Origin of the sequence: Brevibacillus parabrevis, from assembly GCF_003710905.1 — a bacterium.
In the GTDB taxonomy this organism is placed as follows: Bacteria; Bacillota; Bacilli; order Brevibacillales; family Brevibacillaceae; genus Brevibacillus; species Brevibacillus parabrevis.
Map to the genome: position 1 here is coordinate 518,709 of NZ_RHHV01000012.1, position 18,263 is coordinate 536,971.

An 18,263-nucleotide genomic window follows, 5' to 3' on the forward strand; every position below is an offset into this window, starting at 1 on the left:
ATGGGCAGCTTTCTCACAGTCACTGAAAGGGTGGAATCTGAATGATTAGTCAACTTTCCTGGAAAGTTGGAGGACAGCAAGGGGAGGGTATCGAGAGTACTGGTGAGATTTTCTCGATGGCGATGAACCGGATGGGTTACCATCTGTACAGCTACCGTCACTTCTCTTCCCGTATTAAGGGTGGACACACGAACAACAAAATTCGCGTGAGCACAACACCAATGCGTGCGATCTCTGACGATCTGGACATTCTCGTAGCGTTTGACCAGGAGACGATCGATTTCAATGCGCATGAGCTGCGCGAAGGCGGCATCATTATCGCGGATGCTAAATTCAATCCAAAGTTGCCGGACGGGTTGAAGCCAGTTCGCTTCTTCACTGTACCACTAACTGAGATTGCTGATGAACTGGGAACTTCCCTGATGAAAAACATGGTGTCGATTGGTGCGTCCAGTGCAATCCTCGGCATTCCAGTGGAAAGTTACCGTGTTATCGTTGAAGATATGTTCCTCCGCAAAGGCGAAAAAGTGGTTGAAAAGAACATGGATGCCATTCGTCGCGGATTTGATTTCGTAAATGAACTGACTGGCGGTCAACTGCCTGAATTCCAAATGGAAAAAGCAGATCCGCAAAAACAACTGTTCCTGATCGGTAACGATGCGATCGCTCTGGGTGCTGTAGCAGCAGGCTGCCGCTTCATGCCAGCTTACCCGATCACACCTGCTTCCGAAGTAATGGAATACTTGATCAAAAAGCTGCCAAAATTGGGCGGAACCGTTATCCAAACGGAAGACGAGATCGCTGCGATTACAATGGCAATCGGTGCTAACTACGGTGGTGCCCGTTCCTTGACTGCTTCTGCAGGTCCTGGTCTGGCTCTGATGATGGAAGCAATCGGTCTGGCTGGTATCACAGAAACACCAGTTGTGATCGTGAACACCCAACGTGGTGGCCCATCTACAGGTATGCCTACCAAAATCGAGCAATCCGACGTGAATGCGATGATTTATGGTACTCACGGTGACATTCCAAAAGTCGTTATCACGCCAAGCACAGTAGAAGAGTGCTTCTACGATGCCGTTGAAGCTTTCAACATTGCCGAAGAATATCAGCTGCCAGTTATTTTGATGACTGACCTGACTCTTTCCTTGGGCAAACAAACCGTTACTCCATTTGACTACAGCCAAGTAGAAATCCGCCGCGGAAAACTGCTTGCTGGACAAGAATTGCCAGAAAAAGAGCAAAACGACCTGTTCAAACGTTATGAAGTAACCGAAGACGGCGTTTCTCCACGCGTAATTCCTGGTCAAAAATACGGTCTGCACCACGTAACAGGTGTTGAGCATGATCAAACGGGTCGTCCGTCCGAGAATGCTGCTAACCGTGTTCAACAAATGGATAAACGTATGCGCAAGCTGGAAGGCGTACTGAAAACTTTCAAAAACCCTGTAACTGTCGATGCACCTCACGCTGAAGCGGATGTTCTGGTAGTAGGTATCAACTCTACCATCGGTACGATTCAAGAAGCAAAAGGCCGTCTGGAAAAAGAGGGAGTGAAAGTAAACCACGCGCAAATCCGTTTGCTGCACCCATTCCCAACTGAACAAATCAAAGCACTTGTGGACAAAGCGAAGAAAGTCGTTGTTGTTGAGCACAACATCCAAGCGCAAGTTACAAACCTGCTCAAACAACACGTTGGAAACGCGGAAAAAATCCAATCTGTGCTCAAATATGACGGTAACCCATTCCTGCCGAAGGAAATCTATGCTGAAGTGAAGGAGCTGGTAAAACATGGCGACTATGAAAGAGTTTCGAAATAACGTAAAGCCTAACTGGTGCCCAGGCTGTGGAGACTTCTCCATCCAGGCGGCTATTCAACGCGCCGCAGCAAACGTAGGTCTGGAACCTGAAAATCTGGCGGTTATTTCTGGTATCGGGTGTTCCGGGCGCATTTCCGGTTACATCAACTGCTATGGTTTCCACGGTATTCACGGACGTTCCCTGCCAATCGCACAAGGTGTGAAAATGGCAAACCGCGAGCTGACTGTTATCGCAGCCGGTGGTGACGGGGATGGATTTGCAATCGGTATGGGCCACACTGTACACGCGATCCGTCGTAACATGAACGTTACGTACATCGTAATGGACAACCAAATTTACGGTCTGACAAAAGGTCAAACCTCCCCGCGTTCCGCGACTGGTTTCGTGACCAAGTCTACACCGCAAGGCTCTATCGAGTCTTCCATCACTCCAGTTGAACTGGCGCTGTCTGTTGGTGCGACTTTCGTTGCTCAATCTTTCTCCAGCGACCTGAAAGGTTTGACTGATCTGATCGAAAAAGGTATCCAACACGAAGGCTTCTCCCTGATCAACGTATTCAGCCCTTGTGTAACCTATAACAAAGTAAACACCTATGACTGGTTCAAAGAGAACATCGTGCCTGTAGACACAATCGAAGGCTACGATCCTCATGACCGGATCAAGGCTATGTCTACTTCCATGCAATACAAAGGTCTGATCACTGGTCTGATCTACCAAAACACCGAGCAAAAACCTTACGAAGCTCTCGTAAAAGGCTTCAAAGAAGAAGGCTTGGCAAACCAAGACATTCGTCTTTCCCAAGAAGACTTCGACAAACTGGTTGCAGAATTTGCATAAGGTTTCGATGAAAAAACCTCTCCGAAAAACGGAGAGGTTTTTTGCGTTATTACCAGGCGCGATCCCGCCATTGTCTGTAGACGAGCATCACCAGGAAAAACAGGACAAGCTGCCCAAACAGCGGGTACAAAAAGCGCAGCAGCGAGCTGAAGCCGATAAAGCTGACCAGGTAGCAAATCAGTAAAATGCCGAGAAGAATTGTCGGGCCACGCAACCGGGTAACTTGGCGGATTTGCTGGGCCAGGCCGAAGACGTTGGCTACGAGAGTCGAGAAAATTTCCGCGTAGACCAGCAGCGAGAACAAAAAGGGGATTCCTTTGCCCAGTCCTTTTAGCAAGGCAATCATCGGCATTTCCGCCTCCTGGATACCCGGCATTTTTACCGACAGCGAGCAATAGGCGAGCAATAGGAGCAGGCCGATTCCCAGTCCACCGATGATTCCGCCGGCGATCAGTGGCTTTTCGCTCGTACTATGTCTGCCGATTGGCACAAGAACTGCTTGTGTAAGCGTGACATTTAAGGCAACATAATAGAGAGGAGAGCTGATCCAGGCCAAGGGGCGTACGGCTTCTACCGTGACGCCTGTAAACAGCCACGGCTTCGAATAGAGAAACACGAGCAGCGTAAACAAAATCAGCATCGGTACAAAGATGCTGTTTACTTGATGGATGGCAAACAACCCTTTGCGGGTCACGAAGAAAATCAAGATCATGCTAAGCCAAATGCCGATTTGCGGAGACAAGCGAAACGACTCCCAGAAAATAGCGCCAGTAGCCGCTAACATGACGGATGTAGTTCCTAGCAACACCGTCAATAGCAACGTGTTGAAAACCGTGCCAAAAGGGTGCCCAAACAAATATGTGCTGACTTCTTGATAGGAATCGGCCTGGATGCGATAGGAAATCAGCATGACACGGATTCCGGCCCATACAAATAAACTTGTGGCGATGACAATGCCGATCAAGCCTTGCGTTCCGTATTGAACAAAGAACTCGACAATTTCTTTGCCAGAAGCAAAACCAGCCCCTACGACGGTACCGATATACGTAAAAGCGATTTGCCATGAGGCTCTCCATGTTCCTTGCATCTCAGACCTCCTGTCCCACCTTATTCCATCCTATGAATGGGAGTGAACCGAATATGCGCGTAACCGTACTTGGCTACCAATCTCCTTACCCAGGCCCTCAGGGTGCCACTCCAGGCTATTTGATCGAAACAGACGAAGTGAAGCTGCTCCTGGATTGCGGAAGCGGGGTGCTTTCCCAGTTAGGCGTTCATTTGCCTGTTTACGAAGTGGACGCCTTGCTATTGTCTCACTATCATCACGACCATGTGGCAGATGTCGGTGTGTTGCAGTACGGCTTGATGGTTCATCAACTGTTCGGACAGCGGCCTGCTGACAAGCCGCTCCCCATCTACGCTCCAGACAAGCCAGAGGGACAGACAAAAACGTTGACGTACCGGGACGCAACCCGCTTTTTTCCGGTTCACGCGGAGACCAGCCTGTCCATTGGAGATGCGCACATCTCCTTTTTGCGTACCGACCATGGAGACGGCGACCCTTGCTATGCGATGCGCCTTGTGGCAAACGGCAAGACGCTGGTGTATGGCGCAGACAGCGGGCCTGGAACCAACTGGAGCGGTTTTGTCGATGGGGCAGACCTGTTCATTTGCGAAGGGACTTATTTGGATCATAATCTGCCTTCCAGGCCAAACGGGCATTTGTCCGTTCGCCAGGCAGCGGAGTTGGCGCAAGCGCACCACTGTCGTTCTTTGCTGATCACCCATCTGTTTCACGGGTATCCGGAGAGCGACGTACTGGCGCAGGCAGAGGCGTTTGTGGCAGGTCCCGTCTATGCGGCCCGGATTGGATTGAAAATCGAACTATAAGCGGCGTGTGCGACACAAAGAGAGGAGAGAGGGCAGTGTTTCCAAATGTATTAGAGGTAGCACGAAAACTGATTCGCGAGCGAGTACAACCGGGAGAAACGGTGATTGACGCCACGATGGGCAACGGAAATGACACCATGTTTCTGGCGCAGCTCGTCCAGGAGACCGGGAAAGTCATCGCTTTTGATATTCAGCCACAGGCGATTGCCAAAACGAAAGAGCGATTGGAGCGCGAAGGCTTGGCAGAGCGCGTCGAGCTGAAGCTGGCCAGTCACGAGGAGATCGACCGACTGGACGGGCAAGCAGGTGCGATCATGTTCAATCTCGGTTATTTGCCAGGCGGCGACAAAGAAATTACGACGCAAGCGACGAGCACGATTCGAGCGATCCAGTCTGGTCTGCAAGTGCTTCGACCAGGGGGAGTCATGACCGTCATGATCTACTGGGGCCACACAGCAGGCGAAGTCGAGAAGGAAGCCGTCGAGTCTTTTTGCCAGGAACTCAGCCAGCTTGAGTTTCTCGTGCTGAAATACCAGTACGTCAACCAGCAAAACCAGGCTCCCTTTTTGCTGGCGATCGAACGCCGGGGGCAATGAGTTCATTTCCCTTTCCCGGGCAAGCGCATATTCCGACAGATTACGGAACGGGTACGAGAAATTTGTCTGGAGCTGGAATAGGCTTGCTGTTCGCAAAATAGGCACGCCCCTGCCGTTTTTCACACATACCTTATGGTGAGGAATGGAGCAAGGGGGATCTTTTGTGAACAGAATCGGCATTATGTTGGATTGGGGCATTATGCAGAAAGGGATCAAAGGAGACAAGTCTTACGAGCGTCTGCCGTACTATGTGGAAATCGGCAAAGAGCTCGGATTGGAGCCTGTCTTTTTTCACCCCAGGCATGTCCTTGCAGGCGATGAACGGGTGCAGGGCTATTTTTGGAACGGACACAGACTCGTTTCCCGATTGGTCCATATACCGAAAGTGATCCATAATCGCGTCCTGACAGGGGATCAAAAGGCCCGTGCCGTCATCTCCAGACTGAGCAGGAAAAAGACGGTCTTTAACGGCCTCGTTGTCCGTGACAAGCGCAAGGTCCACCAGATGCTTTGGAAAAATGAGCAGATTCGTCCATACTTGCCTAACACGGTTCCCTATTCAGGAGAACAGCTTCGCCAGTTTCTCGATAAATACCAAGTTGTCTACGTCAAGCCGTCGATTGGCTCTGTCGGCATCGGAGTAGCCAGAATCGAGCGACACGGCAGCGACTACCACTTTATCGCTTCGAAAAAACGCAAAGTGATGTCACGCCCCGAACTGTTGGCGGCTGTCCGCCGTTGGGTCGGCAACAAGCGCTTTCTCATCCAGCGCGGGATTCCGCTGGCGCGTTACGGAGGAAAAACGTTTGACATCCGTGTATCGGTGCAAAAAAACAGGGAGCGGGACTGGACAGTGAGCGGTATGGTTGCCAAAGTGGCCAACAGCAAAAACAAGCTGAGCAACCTTTCACGGGGCGGAAGAGCGGTTCCTTTTTCGGAGGCTGTGTCGACCCTGTTCACGCCTGAACAACAAGCGCAGACGGTCCAGCGAATCAATGACGCGGCAGTAGCGATCGCGAAACAGTACGGGCGTCATTTTCCTTCTCTGGCCGACCTTGGCATGGACATGGGGATCGACGAGAAAGGCAATCCGTATTTGATCGAGGTCAATGTGCGCGATCAGCGCTATTCCTTTTTCAAAGCAGGGGAAAAAGCGATGTTCAAGCAGACGTATCGTCATCCGATGGAGTATGCATTGACATTGATCGAGGAGCAAAAGCTCAGAAAAAAACATGCGGCCCAATACTTGCGGCTGCACGGTTGACGCTGGAAAGCAGACCATTGCGAGAGCAACGTCTGCTTTTTCATTTTGGCGGGAAAAGCAAGACACGTATTGACGAAAGAGAGCAGCTATGTATAATCTTGGGAAAAAGAGAAAGCGAGAAGCTGTGAATGAAACGCTACGTGTGGTGGATTGTGCTGGTCGTTGTGCTCTTGCTCGTGCTGACGCCTTTTGTTTATGTCGAATACAACAAGTACGCCTACGCCGAGCGCGTGAAAACATATTTGGTAGAGGAAGCGCATTACAAGCCAGAGCAGATCAAGTCGGTAACAGGGGTATGGAGCAAGAAGCTGCCGAGCTTTTTAGCGGAAGTCGTCTTTGCGGACGAGCCGGAAGTGACCTACATCTATTTCGCTCACAACGATGTGATGCAGTACGGTTATGTGCTCACAGACGAAGGGAAAAAGCGGGGATGGGAAGAGAAGGATCTGAAGCACGATCACCGCAAACAGGAATGACGGGAAAAGCTGATGGAGAACGAAAAGGACGGCGGCGCTGGCCCCCGTCTTTTTGCATGCAACGTCAAGCTTTCTCTTGTGCCGACTGCTGTTCGGCCAATGGGTACGGCAAGTTGCGGAAATGGCGATAAACCAGAGCCAAAATCGATTTGCGCGTTAAAATTCCTTGGAAGTAATGCTCCTTGTCTTCAATACAGACAAACGGGTGATTAATCGAGACTTCCAAAGCCTTTAAAAATTCATCCGTATCATTCAGACGCGGCACTTTCGTGTCCATGACATCATCGACGGTATGCTCGGAGATTTTTTCAAGCTCGAAGCGTTCGAGTCCAAGCGATTTGTTGATAATCATGTTTGTGCTGATCAAACCGTGCAAACGGTATTGGTGATCCAGTACCGGAACAGCCGAGTAACCGGATTTGATGAGGACGAGCAGGGCGTGCTCAAGTGAGTTCCCCAATTGCACATGAGCGACCTTAGTGGAAGCGATAATAAGCTCTTTAATGGGAGTATGTAACAATGGAATTTCCTGATTCATCAGATCGACCACCTTTTCTGTCGTCTACGGCAGCCAATGCGCTGCCAGTGATCCTCTTCTATGATACCGTAAGTGCGGTGCCAGCGGTAGATCTACACAAAAAAAGCCCGGCAGTTTGCCAGGCAAAGAATCGAGGTGTGGAACAATTGTCCCTGATTCTAGTATGCAAGAAGGAGCCTTTGATTACATTAGGAGTTTGGAGGAAAGCAAACGCGGGGCGCTATGCTTTGTAAACTTCCGTCTTGTAAAGCGGCTTGGATGTCGCCTTGCCTTTTCCCCGCATCCAGTGCGAGACGAGGGTATGCTCGTACAGGAAAATACAGAGCGGTGGCGTCACGACGAACATCGCCAGCATAATCCAGGGCGTGGACCAATCCAGCCGGAAAATGACATAGCTCTCAAGCAAAAACAAGATCAGCGGATGGACGAGATAGATCGCCATGTTTTGCCGGGCCATGTCCGATAGCCATTGCCCGAACTTGGGCAGCTTTCCGAGATAGCGGGAAAGCGAGTAAAAGCTGATCAGAAAGCTTGTCGTATAGAGCAAATAGAGCGGATTGAAGATGTTCAGGCTCTCGTAATACGACTTCGAGCCGCTCACGAAATCGTTTGCAATACAGAGCGCGGTGATCAGCGTGACGATACAGGCAGGCACTTGCAAACGCCATGTCCAGGCTCGCCATTTTTCCAGGTTCAGGCCAGCGTATGCACCGAGGGCGAACGTGAAGATGTACATATGCACGTAGTTTTGTCCAGCCACATACGTATGCTGGAAAAAAGTCAAAAGCGGTGAAGCTGCCCAGTCGATTTCCCAGAGCGGGTGGATGAACAAGTAGTTGTAAATCCCGTACAAGCCGATTTGTCCAACAAAAAGCACAACGAGCGTGCGAAAGCGCAAAAATCGCTCAAACCATGGCTTGATCAGGCAAAACAGCAGACACAGCTGCAAGTAAAGCGGGATGTAGTACAGATGGTAAAAGGCGCTGCCGGTAAAAAGGCTGTCCAAAAACGGAACAGCCAACACGCTCGGATCAACCGTCTGGAGCTTGAAACAGGTGAAGATCGCCGTCCAGATCACGTACGGCACAATGATGACCCGAAAACGCTTTTTCCAGAAGACAGCCCAGTTCATCTCCCGTTGCTGATACCAGTAAAACAGCAGCATGCCCGTCGCAAAAATAAACAGAGAGCGCCCGAAGCGCAACAAAATGAGCAGAACGGTTTCGATTTCGCCATTCCAAGGATAGTCTTGCTGGTTTTCCACAAAAAAACCGAGAATGTGAATCGCAAGTACAGAGAGTGCTCCAAAAACAAAAAGGGCATTCAGATCCTGAAACGTCCCCTTTCGATCGCTATTCATAAATCCTCCCAAAGTCTCACCGGCTACACCACCTGATTTTCCAGATGGAAAAGCTTATTTAGGCAAACGCCATTGGGGTATAGCCAGTTCTTTTGCGGTAAAGGAGAAAAGCTGCAAGCGCTGGGACAGATGATGCTCCGATTCGGCCAGCAACGACTCCTCTACGGAAAAAGGAACAGAGATGACAGGCCACTGGGAACGAATCGCAGCGAACAAACGCGCTTTTACATCGTCGACAGTAGTCGGCTTCCCGGTCAGTCCGGCAATGCTGCCTACCGTCGAGCCAACGATGCCAGGAATCGGCTTGTGCGCTTCCATCTCATCCAGTCCGGCCAGCGCATAAAAACGCTCCATCCATTCCCCGCGCGGTCTTTCCTCTATATTAATGCAAATCTGCAAAATCGATCCGTAGCGGGTACGGCGCTGCGCCATTCCCCCGATTTTTTTCCCGTGCAAGGAAAAATCGTACTCTCCGGCACAGTAAGATCCGACGACCTCGCCAAATTCCAGCTCGCCGTAGTCGCGCAGCCCAACTTGAAGCATGTCGGCTACAAAAGCAAAGAAAGCATCGATGGAGATTGCCGTATCGGGCAAGAGCCAGGCGATGTTGAGCACACCAGCATCCAGCGGTACACAGGCGCCGCCGGAAGATCGCAGCACACAGCCGAAGCCATCCTGACCGAACTGGTGCAGAGCTTGCTCCAGATGGGGGAGTCTGGCGTCTCTGCGCCCCAGATACAAAGCCTGATCGTATACCCAAAGGTGGATGATCGGTACAGCAGATTCCCGTTGCATACCAGCCGCCAAAGCCTCGTCGCGATACAACGGTTCAAGCGGTTGCCCTTGATAAATTCCTGAATCCATCCAGTGGAAAGGCTGATTGACAGAAAATGACATGAAAAAGGCTCCTCACAGGACAAGAATAGCTATCATTATACAACTGAACCGTGTACATTTCTAGGTTTTCGCCCCCCTTTTTTCTGGATGGGAAAAGCTTGCAGACAAGCCTGAGAAAAACAACACCCGACAAGCAGAGAGGCGCGTGTCGGGTGTATGGGGGTTACTTCACTTCTTTCAGTTGGAAATTGTCCAGGTAAGTCATTTTGCGAGGAGCTTCTTCTGCCGCATCCTCTTGCATGTACAGACCAAGCTGTGTTCCTTCTTGCTTGATTTGTTGCTGTCCGAACAAATACTGATCGTTCGCATAAATCGAAACCGTGTTGCCTTTGACAGCTACCTTCAGGCGGTTGGACGATTTTAGCTTGTAGGAACCGGATGCGATGACATCGATGTCGTCTTTGTTGGCGTCTGACACTTTGCCGAGAACGACGCGATCTTTTTGGACGAACACGACATTGGCTTTTCCGTCTTTTCCGTTGAAGAAAAGTCCGGCCAATCCATTCGTACCCGATACGTTTACATCGATGCTCAGCTCGTAATTTTCCGGTTTGGCGGATTCATTCCAGCTGAGCGGCAGGAAGTAGTGGTCGACGTCGTCATCGTCGGAAACAGCCGTTGCTTGCTTGCTGATGACGCCCCAGCTTCCGGTAGCCTTTTTCGTATCCCAGTTTTTCAGATCTGTGCTGGAAAAAGAGTCGCTGATGTTGATCGGTTCAGGCTTTGGCGGTTCCGGGTTCGGGAAGACGACTTTTGTTTCGTCGTCGCGGTCCAGGATGGCCCGGTACAGCAAGGAAGCAGCTTCTGCGCGAGTGATCGGGTCTTGCGGGCGGAAGTAGCTGTTGTAGCCTTTCATCAAATCAGTTTGCAGGGCGATGGCGATGTACGGACGCAGGGCGGAAGAAATTTCGTTTTGATCCCGGAAGTTCTTCAACTGATCCAGGTCCGCCTTGTATTTTTTGTCATAGCCAAGCAGTCGAACGAGAGCCACCGCAATATCTTCGCGGACGGCGGATTGATCCGGTTTGTACGTGTAGGTGGAACCGGATTTGTAGCCAGTCAAGTAAGGCTTTGCGTACTCGACGTAATAAAACGCCCAGTGGGAACGGGGAACATCTTTAAACGTTGGACTGACGGAGTTTTTCTGGATGTTGACATCAGCTGCCGCAATCATGATTTTGGCAAACTCTGCGCGGGTTACCTGATTGTTGGGACGGAAAGTCCGGTCGTCATATCCTTTGATGATCCCTTTTGCTGCCATTTCGGTGATTTCCTTGTACGCCCAGTGACTGCGGGGAACGTCCGAGAATGAAGTCGAAGCGGCACCGACAAAAGGGATGGCAGTCAGGAACATCAACACCGACAGAAGTAAGGCGAATGCTCGTTTCATGCTGACCTCCTCAATTTTGCTCGTGTTTTTTGGTAGCTGCCTTCTTCGACGACGTCTGGGCGAGGAATGTTGCAAGGGACAAAGTCAATTCGGGAAAATTAGGAAAAAAGACGGAGGCCGTCCGCGGAAACGGCAGGAGCGCGGGGAAGCTTCTTAGGGAAAAGGTCAGGGAATCGTCAGGCAAAAAGGCTGGGTCATTACTGTCGAATAGGCAGAAGGCAGCTTGCACCATCTTGTCTTTTATACAGTGAGCAGCTTTTCGTTTCGCGAATAGCGAATGCCCGGCAAACTTGCATGTTTAATCATCGAAAAGCTGCTGTTGAAAAGCGTCCTTTTCAAAACGATTCCGTTCGTTTCGTACATATTTTGCCTCATTATGCATTGGCTTTTGTATGCACCAAAATGCTATAATTCTTTATTGGTTACTTATAAAGAAAATACTAGCTGAGGTGATACATGATGACGGAATCGAAAGTGGCGACTCCGGACTTAAAATCCGCCAAGTCACCGAAAACAACGGCGGACTTTGCGAAATACTTTCAGCCCCCGTCCTTGAAAGATGCGAAAAAGCGGGGAAAAGAAGAAATCCAGGTGCTTTACGATTTCGCGATCCCGGAAGACATGCAAGGAATCGGAAAAGGAAAGCGTTATCACGTTCGCACATACGGCTGTCAGATGAACGAGCATGACTCCGAGACGATCTCCGGCATTTTGCAGCAGATGGGCTACACTTCCACAGACGATGTGGAAGCGGCGGATGTCATCTTGTTCAATACCTGTGCCATCCGCGAAAATGCGGAGGATAAAGTGTTTGGCGAGCTGGGACATATGAAACGGCTCAAGCATAACAACCCGAACCTGATTCTCGGCGTTTGCGGCTGTATGTCCCAGGAAGAGAAGGTCGTCAACAAAATCTTGAAAAGCTACCAGCAAGTCGATTTGATCTTTGGGACGCATAACATTCACCGCTTGCCGCAGCTGATGCGCGATGCCATGTTCAGCAAGGAAATGGTGATCGAGGTATGGTCCAAGGAAGGCGACATCGTCGAGAACATGCCGAAGCAGCGGGAAGGAAACACCAAGGCATGGGTCAACATCATGTACGGCTGTGACAAGTTCTGTACGTACTGCATCGTGCCGTATACGCGAGGAAAAGAGCGGAGCCGCCGTCCGGAAGACGTCATCGCGGAAGTCCGCGACCTCGCCCGCCAAGGCTTCAAGGAAATTATGCTGCTCGGCCAAAACGTCAACGCCTACGGAAAAGACTTTGAAGACATCGAGTATGGCTTCGGCGATCTTTTGGACGAGATTCGCAAAATCGACATTCCGCGCATTCGCTTCACGACGAGCCATCCCCGCGATTTTGACGACCACCTGATTGAAGTGTTGGCAAAAGGCGGAAACTTGGTGGAGCAAATTCATTTGCCAGTCCAATCCGGTTCGTCGGAGATTTTGAAGCGCATGGCTCGCAAATACACGCGGGAGCACTATTTGGAGCTTGTACGCAAAATCAAGGCTGCGATTCCGAATGTATCCCTTTCTTCAGATATTATTGTAGGCTTCCCGGGCGAGACCGACGAGCAGTTCGAAGAGACGATCTCGATGGTCGAAGAAGTCCGGTATGAATTTGCCTATACCTTCATCTATTCCCCGCGCGAGGGCACTCCGGCTGCTGTCATGGAAGACAACGTGCCGATGGAAGTGAAAAAAGCGCGCCTCTACCGTCTGAACGAAGTGCTGGCTCGGATCGGCCTGGAAGAGAACAAAAAGCTGCAGGATCAGGTTCTGGAAGTGCTGGTAGAAGGCGAGTCGAAAAACAACCCGAACGTATTGGCTGGCCGCACGCGCACGAACAAGCTCGTGCACTTCACGGCAGACAAGTCTTTGATTGGTCAATATGTGCATGTCAAAATTACAGATGCGAAAACGTGGACGCTTCATGGCGAACTCGTAACCAAAGTCGAGGTGTAGAAGATGGAACAAACAAACCTGTACACACAAAAAGAAATTTTGGACAAAGCGCGCGAACTGGCTGCCATGATCTCCCGCACGAATGAAGTCGATTTCTTCAAGCGTGCCGAGCTGCAAATCAAGCACAATGAACGCGTGCAGGACTTGATCGACAAGCTGAAGCAAAAACAAAAGCAGATGGTCATGTTCGAATCGATCAATAAAAAGGAACTGGTGGAAAAGGTAGAAGCCGAGTACAACCAGCTGCAAGAAGAGCTGGATGCGATTCCGCTCGTCACCGAATTTAAGCAATCGCAGGTCGATGTGAACGATCTGTTGCAAATGGTGACGAATGTCATCACGAACACCGTTTCCGAGCGTATTATTTTGGATACAGGCGGAAATCCGCTGACAGGCGAAACTGGCGGCGGACCGGAAAAGAAACATAGTGGCGGTTGCTGCTCGTAAGGTAGCATCCAACGCGCAAAACGTTGCTACGCGTGAGTTCCCAAACGAGGCACCCAATTTCAGGTGGGTGTTTGCACCCTAGCCGAATGCCCTGCATACAAATGTACAGAAACGTTGTATGGAGGAGGTAACGAAATGTCGGGTACAGACAAAGATCTACAGTGCCGGGAACTCATCGCGAAAGCTGTCTGCGGTAAAGGCCATAAATTCTCTACTACCACCCACACCATCATACCGTCGCAAACTCCTTCGACGATCCTCGGATGCTGGATTATAAACACGAACTTCCAGGCAGAGAAAGTCGGAGACGCGGTTGAAGTATCTGGTACGTATGACGTCAACCTGTGGTTCTCGTTTGCCAATAACACGCAAACCGAAGTCAAGCGGGAAACTGTCAAGTTCTCCGTACTCGTTCCGCTTACGTTCTTCGACAAAAACTGCAGAGGCGATCTGGAAATTGTCGCTCGCGCCGTGGAACAGCCGAAGTGCGTAAAAGCCGAGTTGAGTGCTGGAGGTACCATCACAGTCAGGGTTGAAAGCGAATTTGCCGTTGAAATCATTGGAGAAACCAAAGTCTGCGTAGTGGTATGCAATAACTGCGATGACAAGGACTTCACGCTGATTGGCGACTATGAAGAAAACAGTGATGAATTCGACGACTTTGATTCAGCCAGCATGCTCGATGAGCTTGACTAAAGAGGAGAGATATCTCCTCTTTTTCTTTTTTTATCGGGAAAAAGCGGTATAGGCTAGGCTCTCACTCTTCTCTGGGCGCAATCATATGATAACGAAGAATACAGCATGGGAGAGTGGGAAGCATGGTACGCACGCGAGGAAGGGCATGGGAGGGACTGCAGGAGAGCGCTGTTTCGCAGCCAATGACGGCAAACGCCAAAGAGGCTGTCGCCTTTTTGCACCGTCCCGAGATCGGGCGCTGGCTGTTGAAAACGAGTGGTCTGCCTGTGGCGTCCGGGCGCACGACACCGCCTGGATGGCGGACCTACAAGCTTTGCCTGTACCAGGACCTGGTGCTCGATGTCGCGCGGAGCCTGGAACACCCGCAATGGCTGCTTTATCGCCTGGAAGAGCCGGACTTTGAGCCAGTTCCGTTTCCCTCTTCCGATCCGGAGGTGCAAGTCGTAAAAGCGCTGGCCGTGCGCAGCTTGTATGCGGTCGGTGCCGAAGCGGGGCAAGTGACCGTCATGGCAGCGTCTTCTCATCGGGCGAAGGTCGTTCGCGTGGAACCGGATTGGCCTGCGCAAAAGGCAGACGCTTACATGCAGCGTGCGCGAGAGTGGTGGCGGGAGCGCATGAGCAAGCAGCCGCAAGAGCTGAACAAAATGGGAGCGGACCCGGAGTTTTCCTTGCGCCGGGCGACAGGCGAGATGGCGCTCGCCTCTGATTTTTTGAAAATCAACGGGACAGTTGGTTGCGACACGACCCGCTATCGGGAAGATTTGGCTCTGCATCAGCATCCTGTAGCCGAATTGCGCCCCGCCCCAACGGAAGACCCTGACGAGCTGTTTCTGCATATTTACGAAGCGTTGCGGCTCGCAGGGAAAAAAATCCCGCACAAAGATGTGGAGTGGCTGGCGGGCGGGATGCCTTTTTCCGGCTATCCGATTGGCGGACACATTCACTTCGGCGGGATGACGCCTACGTTTTCTTTGCGGCGCAAGCTCGATGCGTACTTGGCGTTGCCGCTCGTGCTGATTGAAGATCCGGGCTGCATCGAGCGCAGGCATCGCTACGGTTTTTTGGGCGATGTGCGGGAAAAGTCGTACGGCTTCGAATACCGGACGCTGCCAAGCTGGCTGGTGCACCCGGTCGTCGCGCGTGGAGTTTTGCATCTGGCCAAACTGGTCATGATGAGCCATGCCGAGCTGAAAGCGACCCCGCATTTGCAGTTGCCGCTGGTCAAGGCTTACTATCGCGGCGACAAAGAAACGTTGGAGCCGTACGTCAAGCAAATCCGCGAAGAATTGCGAGAGTTGCCTGGCTACGCGCTTTCGCGAATACACTTAGAGCAATATTTTGACTTGCTGCTGCGAGGCGAGACATGGCTTTGCGATTTCGACCTGAGAAGTGCCTGGAATCTTCTGTGAATTTTTTGCCGCGAATCGAGCATCAACATCATGGGAGGAACATGGTATAATAGCGTCGAGATTGGAAGGCTAGGAGAAGAAAAAAATGGCGCAATATACCCCGATGATTCAGCAGTATCTGGCTATCAAAAAAGACTATCCGGATACTTTCTTATTTTTTCGCTTAGGCGACTTTTACGAACTGTTTTTTGACGATGCTATTCTCGCGTCCCGCGAGCTGGAAATTACGCTCACCGGACGCGAGGGTGGTGGCGATGAACGGATTCCGATGTGTGGCGTGCCGCATCATTCTGCGGATGGGTACATAGCGGAACTGTTGAAAAAAGGTCACAAGGTAGCGGTATGCGAACAGGTGGAAGACCCGAAAGAAGCCAAAGGGGTCGTTCGCCGCGAAGTGACCCGTGTCATTACGCCCGGCACGATGATGGAGGGCAAATGGCTTACCGACAAGGAAAACAACTACATGGCTGCCTTGGCAGCGCTGGACGGCCGCGTCGGAATTGCCGCATGCGACATGAGTACAGGAGAAATGTACGTCACATCCGTGCTCGGCCAGATGGAGGCGGCCCTGGATGAGGCTCTGCAATACCGTCCGAAAGAACTGGTGTTCTGCGGTGTCGAAGCTTTGCCCAAGACAGCTTTGCCGACGACGGTTGTAGAGAGTCACCAGCTGGATGCTTTTGCGGTGGACAACCAGTATCCCGAAACAGGGAAAGAGCTGGATGTCTCCATGCGCTCGGCCGTCAACGCGCTGCTCTACTACATCGGCACGACGCAGAAGCGCAGTCTCGCGCACATGCGGCTCTTGAAGCGCTACGACAGCAAGCAATATTTGCAAATGGACGGCTTTTCCCGAAGAAATCTGGAGCTGACCGAAACGATCCGCGACAAGACGAAAAAAGGTTCTCTCTTGTGGCTGTTGGACCGGACGCAAACCGCGATGGGCGGACGGCTTTTGCGCAGATGGATCGAGCGGCCGCTGCTCGGACGCGCGGAACTGGATGCCAGACTGGAAGCGGTAGAGGCGCTGAAAGCCGATTTGTTGCTGCGCTCCGATTTGCGGACTTGCCTGGACAACGTGTACGATCTGGAGCGGCTGGCTGGGCGGATTTCCTATGGGAACGCCAATGCCCGCGACCTGATTCAGCTGCGATTGTCACTCACGGCAGTTCCTGAGCTGAAAGCGTACTTGGAGCAGACAAAAGCGCCCGTGTTGCAGGAGCTTTCCCGCGGCATGGATGAGTGCGCAGACCTCGTCAGCTTTTTGCAGTCGGCGCTCGTCGACGATCCGCCGATCTCCGTGAGGGAAGGCGGAATGATTCGCACAGGCTACGATGAATATTTGGACAAGCTGCACTCGGCGAGCCGCGACGGAAAAACGTGGATTGCCCAATTGGAGCAAAGCGAACGGGAAGCGACAGGGATTCGCTCGCTGAAAGTCGGATTCAACAAAGTGTTCGGCTATTACATCGAGGTATCCAAGTCCAACATTGCCAACGTGCCAGCGGGCCGTTACGAGCGCAAGCAAACGCTCGCCAACGCAGAGCGCTACATCACCCCCGAGTTGAAAGAGCGGGAAGCGCTCATTCTCGAAGCAGAGGAAAAAATGATTGAGCTGGAGTACCAGCTGTTTGCCGCCGTCCGCAGCGAAATCGCCAAGCACATTCCGAGATTGCAAAGCCTTGCCGAACGGATTGCCTCTGTAGACGTTCTCCAGGCTTTCGCTACGGTCAGTGACGAGCGCGGATTCGTGCGCCCGCAGCTTGTCGATGACGGGGAATACGTGATCGTGGACGGCCGCCATCCCGTTGTGGAAGCCGTATTGGAGCGGGAGAAATACGTGGCGAACGACGTGAGGATGAACCAGGACGAGCGTCAAGTGCTGCTGATCACGGGACCGAACATGGCTGGTAAAAGCACGTATATGCGCCAAATCGCCCTCATTACGGTCATGGCGCAAATCGGTTGTTTCGTCCCGGCAAAAGAAGCGAAGCTGTCGATTGTCGATCAGATTTTTACCCGGATCGGAGCGGCTGACGACCTCGTCGGCGGTCACAGTACGTTCATGGTCGAGATGCTGGAGACGAGACATGCCTTGCAAAAGGCGACAGCAAAAAGCTTGATCTTGCTCGATGAGATCGGTCGCGGGACTTCTACGTACGATGGCATGGCGCTGGCACAGGCGGTCATCGAGTACATTTGCCAGCGGATCGGTGCCAAGACGCTGTTTTCCACGCACTATCACGAGCTGACGGGCCTTGCCGAGACGATGAAAGGCGTCGTCAACGTGAACGCCCGCTGCGAGGAGCGAGACGGCAAGCTGTTGTTCCTGCACAAGATCGAAGAAGGCCGGGCAGATAAAAGCTACGGGATTCACGTGGCGGAGCTGGCGGAAATGCCTGGATGGGTCATCGAGCGGGCACGCAGCATTTTGGCAGGGCTGGAAGCAACCAGTTCGGCTGCTTCCGACATGCAGATGTCGCTAGAGTCGCTCTGGTCCGCGCCAGTTGCCGCTGTGCGCGAGGAGCCTGTGTCGCTTTTGTCGTCGGAGGAAGAAGAGATTTTGCGCGATTTGCGTGAGATCGACCTGAATCAGACGACACCGATGGATGCGATGATGAAGCTGTTCGCGTGGAAACAACAGTTGAAGAAAAAATAAGCTTCGGGCGGA

16 protein-coding genes are annotated in these 18,263 nt (G+C 51.7%); 11 read left to right on the top strand and 5 right to left on the bottom strand.

Annotation, left to right across the window (positions count from 1 at the left end):
• Window positions 1–41 precede the first annotated feature (41 nt).
• Together EDM60_RS18430 and EDM60_RS18435 are read left to right on the top strand one after the other, a co-directional pair.
• Window positions 42–1,820, top strand: a complete 1,779-nt coding sequence (locus EDM60_RS18430) for a 2-oxoacid:acceptor oxidoreductase subunit alpha (protein ID WP_122965261.1) — start codon at window positions 42–44, stop codon at window positions 1,818–1,820.
• Complete coding sequence (locus tag EDM60_RS18435) at window positions 1,792–2,658, top strand: 2-oxoacid:ferredoxin oxidoreductase subunit beta (RefSeq protein ID WP_122965262.1); 867 nt, start codon at window positions 1,792–1,794, stop codon at window positions 2,656–2,658. Before EDM60_RS18430 ends, EDM60_RS18435 begins: the two co-directional genes overlap by 29 nt.
• Before the next feature lie 49 nt (window positions 2,659–2,707).
• Here the strand turns inward: EDM60_RS18435 and EDM60_RS18440 are convergent, their stop codons facing one another.
• Window positions 2,708–3,745 (bottom strand): YkvI family membrane protein, encoded by a 1,038-nt coding sequence (locus tag EDM60_RS18440; protein WP_122965263.1) that lies wholly within the window; start codon window positions 3,743–3,745, stop codon window positions 2,708–2,710.
• 53 nt (window positions 3,746–3,798) lie between these two features.
• Between EDM60_RS18440 and EDM60_RS18445 the strand changes: the two genes are divergently transcribed.
• The 4 genes from EDM60_RS18445 (at window position 3,799) to EDM60_RS18460 (ending at window position 6,884) form a co-directional block, all read left to right on the top strand.
• Complete coding sequence (locus tag EDM60_RS18445) at window positions 3,799–4,548, top strand: MBL fold metallo-hydrolase (protein ID WP_122965264.1); 750 nt, start codon at window positions 3,799–3,801, stop codon at window positions 4,546–4,548.
• 35 nt (window positions 4,549–4,583) lie between these two features.
• Window positions 4,584–5,144, top strand: coding sequence for a tRNA 5-(aminomethyl)-2-thiouridylate-methyltransferase MnmM (gene mnmM / locus EDM60_RS18450; protein ID WP_063227550.1), 561 nt, complete (start codon window positions 4,584–4,586; stop codon window positions 5,142–5,144).
• 163 nt (window positions 5,145–5,307) lie between these two features.
• The gene (locus tag EDM60_RS18455) at window positions 5,308–6,408 is read left to right on the top strand and encodes a YheC/YheD family endospore coat-associated protein (protein ID WP_122965265.1); all 1,101 of its coding nucleotides are present in this window, start codon (window positions 5,308–5,310) and stop codon (window positions 6,406–6,408) included.
• Between the two features lie 128 nt (window positions 6,409–6,536).
• Complete coding sequence (locus tag EDM60_RS18460; protein WP_122965266.1) at window positions 6,537–6,884, top strand: DUF3139 domain-containing protein; 348 nt, start codon at window positions 6,537–6,539, stop codon at window positions 6,882–6,884.
• A gap of 64 nt (window positions 6,885–6,948) precedes the next feature.
• Here EDM60_RS18460 and cbpB read toward each other — a convergent pair whose 3' ends face one another.
• The 4 genes from cbpB to EDM60_RS18480 form a co-directional block, all read right to left on the bottom strand.
• Window positions 6,949–7,422: a cyclic-di-AMP-binding protein CbpB gene (gene cbpB / locus EDM60_RS18465; RefSeq protein ID WP_122965267.1), complete on the bottom strand. Its 474-nt coding sequence runs from the start codon at window positions 7,420–7,422 to the stop codon at window positions 6,949–6,951.
• Between the two features lie 220 nt (window positions 7,423–7,642).
• Entirely contained in the window at window positions 7,643–8,782 is a 1,140-nt protein-coding gene (locus EDM60_RS18470) for an acyltransferase (protein ID WP_122965268.1), read from the bottom strand.
• Window positions 8,783–8,836: 54 nt separating this feature from the next.
• The gene (locus EDM60_RS18475; protein ID WP_122965269.1) at window positions 8,837–9,679 is read right to left on the bottom strand and encodes a lipoate--protein ligase family protein; all 843 of its coding nucleotides are present in this window, start codon (window positions 9,677–9,679) and stop codon (window positions 8,837–8,839) included.
• Between the two features lie 163 nt (window positions 9,680–9,842).
• Window positions 9,843–11,069, bottom strand: coding sequence for an S-layer homology domain-containing protein (locus EDM60_RS18480; RefSeq protein ID WP_122965270.1), 1,227 nt, complete (start codon window positions 11,067–11,069; stop codon window positions 9,843–9,845).
• A gap of 459 nt (window positions 11,070–11,528) precedes the next feature.
• On the opposite strand from EDM60_RS18480, the gene miaB reads away from it, so the two are divergent.
• From miaB to mutS, 5 genes are all read left to right on the top strand, one after another.
• Window positions 11,529–13,040, top strand: coding sequence for a tRNA (N6-isopentenyl adenosine(37)-C2)-methylthiotransferase MiaB (miaB, locus tag EDM60_RS18485; protein WP_122965271.1), 1,512 nt, complete (start codon window positions 11,529–11,531; stop codon window positions 13,038–13,040).
• A gap of 3 nt (window positions 13,041–13,043) precedes the next feature.
• Window positions 13,044–13,487 carry a YlbF/YmcA family competence regulator gene (locus EDM60_RS18490; protein ID WP_063227542.1) on the top strand — a complete coding sequence of 148 codons (444 nt, stop codon included), beginning with the start codon at window positions 13,044–13,046 and terminating at the stop codon, window positions 13,485–13,487.
• A gap of 135 nt (window positions 13,488–13,622) precedes the next feature.
• Window positions 13,623–14,183, top strand: coding sequence for an outer spore coat protein CotE (gene cotE / locus EDM60_RS18495; RefSeq protein WP_063227541.1), 561 nt, complete (start codon window positions 13,623–13,625; stop codon window positions 14,181–14,183).
• Between the two features lie 122 nt (window positions 14,184–14,305).
• Window positions 14,306–15,592, top strand: coding sequence for a putative amidoligase domain-containing protein (locus EDM60_RS18500; RefSeq protein WP_122965272.1), 1,287 nt, complete (start codon window positions 14,306–14,308; stop codon window positions 15,590–15,592).
• 85 nt (window positions 15,593–15,677) lie between these two features.
• Window positions 15,678–18,251, top strand: a complete 2,574-nt coding sequence (mutS, locus tag EDM60_RS18505; protein WP_122965273.1) for a DNA mismatch repair protein MutS — start codon at window positions 15,678–15,680, stop codon at window positions 18,249–18,251.
• The last annotated feature ends 12 nt before the right edge of the window (window positions 18,252–18,263 follow it).

Bases quoted from the DNA above. Each gene is read 5' to 3' on its own strand.
- cotE (WP_063227541.1), top strand. From the start codon at position 13,623: ATGTCGGGTACAGACAAAGATCTACAGTGCCGGGAACTCATCGCGAAA.
- EDM60_RS18475 (WP_122965269.1), bottom strand. From the start codon at position 9,679: ATGTCATTTTCTGTCAATCAGCCTTTCCACTGGATGGATTCAGGAATT.
- EDM60_RS18445 (WP_122965264.1), top strand. From the start codon at position 3,799: ATGCGCGTAACCGTACTTGGCTACCAATCTCCTTACCCAGGCCCTCAG.
- EDM60_RS18490 (WP_063227542.1), top strand. From the start codon at position 13,044: ATGGAACAAACAAACCTGTACACACAAAAAGAAATTTTGGACAAAGCG.
- mutS (WP_122965273.1), top strand. From the start codon at position 15,678: ATGGCGCAATATACCCCGATGATTCAGCAGTATCTGGCTATCAAAAAA.
- miaB (WP_122965271.1), top strand. From the start codon at position 11,529: ATGACGGAATCGAAAGTGGCGACTCCGGACTTAAAATCCGCCAAGTCA.
- EDM60_RS18460 (WP_122965266.1), top strand. From the start codon at position 6,537: ATGAAACGCTACGTGTGGTGGATTGTGCTGGTCGTTGTGCTCTTGCTC.
- EDM60_RS18435 (WP_122965262.1), top strand. From the start codon at position 1,792: ATGGCGACTATGAAAGAGTTTCGAAATAACGTAAAGCCTAACTGGTGC.
- cbpB (WP_122965267.1), bottom strand. From the start codon at position 7,422: ATGAATCAGGAAATTCCATTGTTACATACTCCCATTAAAGAGCTTATT.
- EDM60_RS18440 (WP_122965263.1), bottom strand. From the start codon at position 3,745: ATGCAAGGAACATGGAGAGCCTCATGGCAAATCGCTTTTACGTATATC.
- EDM60_RS18500 (WP_122965272.1), top strand. From the start codon at position 14,306: ATGGTACGCACGCGAGGAAGGGCATGGGAGGGACTGCAGGAGAGCGCT.
- EDM60_RS18430 (WP_122965261.1), top strand. From the start codon at position 42: ATGATTAGTCAACTTTCCTGGAAAGTTGGAGGACAGCAAGGGGAGGGT.
- EDM60_RS18470 (WP_122965268.1), bottom strand. From the start codon at position 8,782: ATGAATAGCGATCGAAAGGGGACGTTTCAGGATCTGAATGCCCTTTTT.
- EDM60_RS18480 (WP_122965270.1), bottom strand. From the start codon at position 11,069: ATGAAACGAGCATTCGCCTTACTTCTGTCGGTGTTGATGTTCCTGACT.